Source organism: Actinomadura sp. NPDC049382 (genome assembly GCF_040677125.1).
Classification (GTDB): Bacteria; Actinomycetota; Actinomycetes; order Streptosporangiales; family Streptosporangiaceae; genus Spirillospora; species Spirillospora geliboluensis.
Map to the genome: position 1 here is coordinate 1 of NZ_JBFARO010000238.1, position 4,748 is coordinate 4,748.

Consider the following 4,748-nt stretch of genomic DNA (forward strand, 5'->3'; position numbering starts at 1 on the left):
CCTGGTCGTCACCGGCGAGGGCCGGGTCGACGGGCAGAGCGCCGGCGGCAAGGTCGTCTCCGCCGTCGCCGCGCTCGCGCGCGACCGCGGCGTCCCCTGCCTGGCCCTGGCCGGCGGCGTCGCCGGGCCCCTGGACGAGCTGCACGCGCTCGGCCTCACCGCCGCGTTCAGCCTCGCCGACGGGCCCCGCACCCTGGCGGAGCTGAAGGCGGACGCCGCGCCGCTGCTGGCCGCCGCTGCGGAGCAGGCAGTCCGCCTGTTCGCCCGCTAGGCGGGGGCCGGCTCCGGCTCGGGCGCGGGTTCCGCCGCCGGGGCCTTCACCGTCAGCATCGGCAGGAACACGTGCGTCAGCGGGCCGATCGCCAGCGCGTACAGCACCGTCCCGAGGCCGACGGTGCCGCCGAGCAGCCAGCCGGCGGCGAGCACGGCCAGCTCGATCCCGGTCCGGACCACGCGGAGGGAGTGGCCGCGCGCGGCGATCCCGGTCATCAGCCCGTCGCGCGGGCCGGGGCCGAGGCCCGCGCCGATGTAGCAGCCGGTCGCCACGCCGCCGACGAGCACCGCGACGACGAGGAACCCCCAGCGGAACGCGAGCGCGTCCGGGGCGGGCAGCAGCCACAGGAACAGGTCGGCGAACACGCCGACGAGGACGACGTTGCTGATCGTCCCGATCCCGGGCCGCTGCCGCAGCGGGATCCAGGCGAGCATCACCACCGCGCCCGCGATGATGATCCACGCGCCGATCGACAGTCCGAAGCGGCGGGAGAGCCCCTGGTGGAAGACGTCCCATGGATCGTTCCCGAGGCCGGACGACACCTGGAGGGCGATCCCGAGCCCGTACAAGGCCAATCCAACGTAGAGCTGCACGAGCCGTCGCGCCATCAAGGCCATTATCCGCCTCCAACACCATGAGTGGCCATCTTCCGGACCCACTCTGGCGTGAAGTGGACTGGTACTTGTAGGGCCAATTATGCGAAAGTGGCTTGTATGAGCACCCGCTATGTGAGCGGCCCGCACCTGGCCCGGCTGCTGGGGGACGTCTCGCGGGACCGCCCCGTCTACGCCGCGCTGGCCCGGTCGGTGCGCGCCCTCGTCCTGGACGGGCGGCTGGCCCTGCGCACCCGGCTGCCCGCCGAACGCGACCTCGCCGCCGCCCTCGGCGTCAGCCGCACCACCGTGACGACCGCCTACGACCGGCTCCGCGAGGAGGGCTACATCGAGAGCCGGCAGGGCGCGGGAAGCTGGACGGCGCTGCCCCCGGTGCGGATGTCGGCGGTCGAGCGGCGCGCCGACGCGCCCCCCGGCGGGCTGTACGGCAAGGCGTACCCGGTGCCGGACGACGGGTCCTTCATCGACCTCGGCTGCGCCACCCCCGGCGCCCCGGCGATCTTCGAGGAGGCCGTCGCCGCCGCCGTCGCCGAGCTGCCCCGCTACAGCTCGGGGCCCGGCTACGAGCCCGCCGGGCTGGCCGGGCTGCGCGAGGTCGTCGCCGCCGGGTACACCGCGCGCGGCGTCCCGACCCGCGCCGACCAGATCGTCGTCACCACCGGCGCCCAGCACGCGTTCACGCTGCTGTCGCAGCTGCTGGTGGAGCCGGGCGACGCCGTCATGGTCGAGCGCCCCACCTACCCGCACGCGCTCGGCGCGCTGCGCCGCCGCGGCGCCCGGCTCGTCCCGGTCGGCGTGAACGAGGGCTGGGACATCGAGCTCGCGGCGGGCGCGATGCGGCAGGCCGCCGTCCGGATGGCCTACACCGTCCCCGACTTCCACAACCCGACCGGGTACCTGATGCCGGCCGCGGACCGGGCCGCGCTCGTCGACGCCGCGCGCCGCGCCGACGCCTTCCTCGTCGCCGACGAGACGTTCGCCGACCTCGCCCACGACCTGGACGCGCCGCGCGAGGCGCCGCTGGCCGCCTACGACGGCGGCGGCCGCGTCATCACCATCGGGTCGGCTTCCAAGCTGCTGTGGGGCGGGCTGCGCATCGGCTGGGTCCGTACGACCGCGCCGCTGGCGCGCCGCCTCGTGCTGGCCCGGGAGCCGTTCGACATGGCCAGCCCGGTGCTCGACCAGCTGATCGTCCGGGAACTGCTGCTGCGGGTGGAGGAGGTCCGCGCCGAGCGCGCGCGGACCCTGCTGCGCGGCCGGGACGCGCTCGCCGGGGCGCTGCGCGAGCTGCTGCCCGGCTGGGAGTTCCGGCTGCCCGCCGGCGGCATGTCGCTGTGGGCGCGGATCGGCGCGCCCGTCGCGACGGCGCTGGCGGAGGCGGCCGAGCGGCTCGGCGTCCGGGTCGTCGCCGGGCCGGTGTTCGGCGCGGACGGCGTCCTGGAGGACTACGTCCGGCTGCCGTACGTGCTGCCGCCGGACGCGCTGCGCACGGCCGTCGAGCGCCTCGCCGTGGCCCACCGGGAGGTCATGGCGGCCCCGGCGGCCCGGACGCTGCCCGCCTACGTGTGACCGCGCCCCCGCCCGTCGGCGGGCGTCAGGGGACGTTCTGGATGTAGCCGACCAGGTGCTCGCGCTCGTTCTCCAGCTCGTCGATGGCGCTCTTGACGACGTCGCCGATGCTGACGATCCCGGCGAGCCGGCCGTCCTCGACGACGGGCACGTGCCGGAACCGGTGCTCGGTCATGGTGCGGCGCAGGTCCTCGACCTTGTCGCCGGGGCCGCAGCTGCGGACCTCCGCGGTCATGATCTCGGTGACGGGACGGTCCAGCAGGGCCGCGCCGCGGTCGTGCAGCCTGCGCACGACGTCGCGCTCGGACACGATGCCGGAGATCGACGTGCCGTCCGGGGAGACGACCACCGCCCCGATGTTGTGCTCCGCCAGGACGGCGAGCAGGTGCCGCACGGTGGCGTCGGGCCGCACCGTGGCCACCGCGTCCCCTTTCCGTCGAAGGATGTCGCGAATCCGCATGCCTCACGCTCCGCTGCCGGTCGCCGGGTGGCCGCCACCCGCGTCGTCCTGACAAGGTCGCATGTTCCGGCGCCGAGGAAAACCCCGCGCCGGTAAACCTACGGCGCGAGGAGCCGGCTCAGGCCCCGCAGGGCGGGGGTGAGGACGCGGCCGGCGGGCCCGGCGTGGGCGAGCGCGGCGCGGGCGGCGTTGGCCCCGCAGGCGCCGTGCACGCCGCCGCCGGGATGGGCGGACGCGGACGCCAGGTACAGGCCCGCGACGGGGGTCTCGGCCCGGCCGAGGCCGGGGACGGGCCGGAACACGAGCTGCTGGTGGATCAGCGCGGTCCCGCCGTTGAGGGCGCCGTTGACGAGGTTGGCGTCGTGGTCGGCGAAGGCGGGCGGCGCGGTGACGCGGCGGGCGGTGATCCGGGCGCGGAAGCCGGGCGCGAGGCGCTCGACGACGCCCTCCAGGCGGGCCGCCATGGCGTCCCGCTCGCGCTCGTCCCAGGCGCCGGTGATGCCGTCGGGGCCCGCGTCGGCCCGCACGCGGTGGGGGACGTGCGTGTACGCCCACACCGACTCGGTCCCGGCGGGGGAGCGGGCCGGGTCCGCGGTCGTCATCTGGCCGAGCAGCGCGAACGGCTCGGCCGGCACGCGGCCGGTGGCGAGGTCCGCGCTGTAGTCGGTCAGCGCCTCCATGCCGGGGGACAGGTGGACGGTGCCGGCCCGCCCGGCGTCCGGGGACGCCCAGGGGATGGGGCCCGACAGCGCCCAGTCGACCTTGAAGGTGGCGTGGTCCCAGTCGAAGCGGCGCATGTCGTCGCGCAGCGAGCCCGGCAGGTCGGACCAGCCGACCAGGCCGCCGTAGAGCGCGGGCGCGGCCACGTCCGCGAGCACGGCCCTGGCGGCGCGCACCGCCTCCCCGGACGCGGTCCGCACGCCGAGCGCGCGCCCGCCGCGGACGACGACCGACGCGACCGGGACGCCGCAGCGGACCCGCCCGCCGCGCGACTCCAGCCGCCGCACGAGCGCGGCCGTCAGCTCGCCCGCCCCGCCCTCGGGGACCGGCCAGCCGTCCCGCTGGCCGATCATCGCGAGCAGCCAGCCGAACACCGAGCCTGCCGTCGACTCGGGGAACATGTCGGTGTGCAGCGCCGACCCGGCGAGCAGCAGCGGCCCGCCCGGCCCGGTGAACTCCTGCTCCCCGAGCGTGCGGACGGGCGCCAGCAGCCGCCGCACGGCCCGCAGGCCGCCCGCACGGCGCAGCGCCGCCGCCAGCGGCAGCGCCGCCCGGACCGGCGGGAACGGGGTGAACAGGGCCCGCAGGACGTCGTCGCCCGTCTCGTCCCACATGGCGCACAGCCGCAGCCACGCCTCGCCGTCGCCCGCGCCCAGCGCCTCCAGGTTCGCGGCGGTCGCGTCGCGGTCGCGTTCCAGGACGGCGGAGCGCCCGTCCGGCAGCGGGTGCGCGAGGACGGCCGGCGCGTGCCGCCAGCGCAGCCCGTGCCGTTCGAGGTCCAGCGCGCGCATGACGGGCGACGCCGCGCCGAGCGGGTAGAACGCGCTGCACAGGTCGCTGACGTAGTCGGGGTGGACGCCCCTGTCGCTGCGCACCGCGCCGCCCGGTTCGGGCTGCGCCTCCAGGACCTCGACGTCCCAGCCCGCGTCGGCCAGCATGTTGGCCGCGACGAGCCCGTTGTGCCCCGCCCCGATGACCACGGCGTCCGCCATGCGGCATCCCTCCCGGTGATCACCCTAGGGGGTGTCCGGGCGGGCGGCGGTCAGCCCCGCGCGCCGCCCGGCTCGCGGCGGGCGAGCAGCCGCACCGCCCCCGGCGCCGCGCGGGCGGC

Annotated in this window: 5 protein-coding genes; 2 read left to right on the forward strand and 3 right to left on the reverse strand. The window is 77.0% G+C overall.

Translation table 11 applies throughout. The annotated features are described in order from the left end of the window. The coding region (locus tag AB0K34_RS46060; RefSeq protein ID WP_364554840.1) for a glycerate kinase at positions 1-271 on the forward strand (271 nt) is incomplete at its 5' end. Here the strand turns inward: AB0K34_RS46060 and AB0K34_RS46065 are convergent. After that, positions 268-891: a hypothetical protein gene (locus AB0K34_RS46065; protein ID WP_138639501.1), complete on the reverse strand. Its 624-nt coding sequence runs from the start codon at positions 889-891 to the stop codon at positions 268-270. The two genes, AB0K34_RS46060 and AB0K34_RS46065, sit on opposite strands and share 4 nt — an antisense overlap. Positions 892-987: 96 nt before the next feature. Here AB0K34_RS46065 and AB0K34_RS46070 point away from each other — a divergent pair, with 96 nt between their 5' ends. Then, positions 988-2,457 (forward strand): PLP-dependent aminotransferase family protein, encoded by a 1,470-nt coding sequence (locus AB0K34_RS46070; RefSeq protein ID WP_364554842.1) that lies wholly within the window; start codon positions 988-990, stop codon positions 2,455-2,457. 25 nt (positions 2,458-2,482) lie between these two features. On the opposite strand, the gene AB0K34_RS46075 is transcribed toward AB0K34_RS46070, so the two are convergent. After that, positions 2,483-2,917, reverse strand: a complete 435-nt coding sequence (locus AB0K34_RS46075) for a CBS domain-containing protein (RefSeq protein WP_138639499.1) — start codon at positions 2,915-2,917, stop codon at positions 2,483-2,485. 98 nt (positions 2,918-3,015) lie between these two features. Further along, positions 3,016-4,629 carry an NAD(P)/FAD-dependent oxidoreductase gene (locus tag AB0K34_RS46080; protein WP_364554844.1) on the reverse strand — a complete coding sequence of 538 codons (1,614 nt, stop codon included), beginning with the start codon at positions 4,627-4,629 and terminating at the stop codon, positions 3,016-3,018. Between the last annotated feature and the right edge of the window lie 119 nt (positions 4,630-4,748).

Bases quoted from the DNA above. Each gene is read 5' to 3' on its own strand.
- AB0K34_RS46065 (WP_138639501.1), bottom strand. From the start codon at position 891: ATGGCCTTGATGGCGCGACGGCTCGTGCAGCTCTACGTTGGATTGGCC.
- AB0K34_RS46070 (WP_364554842.1), top strand. From the start codon at position 988: ATGAGCACCCGCTATGTGAGCGGCCCGCACCTGGCCCGGCTGCTGGGG.
- AB0K34_RS46075 (WP_138639499.1), bottom strand. From the start codon at position 2,917: ATGCGGATTCGCGACATCCTTCGACGGAAAGGGGACGCGGTGGCCACG.
- AB0K34_RS46080 (WP_364554844.1), bottom strand. From the start codon at position 4,629: ATGGCGGACGCCGTGGTCATCGGGGCGGGGCACAACGGGCTCGTCGCG.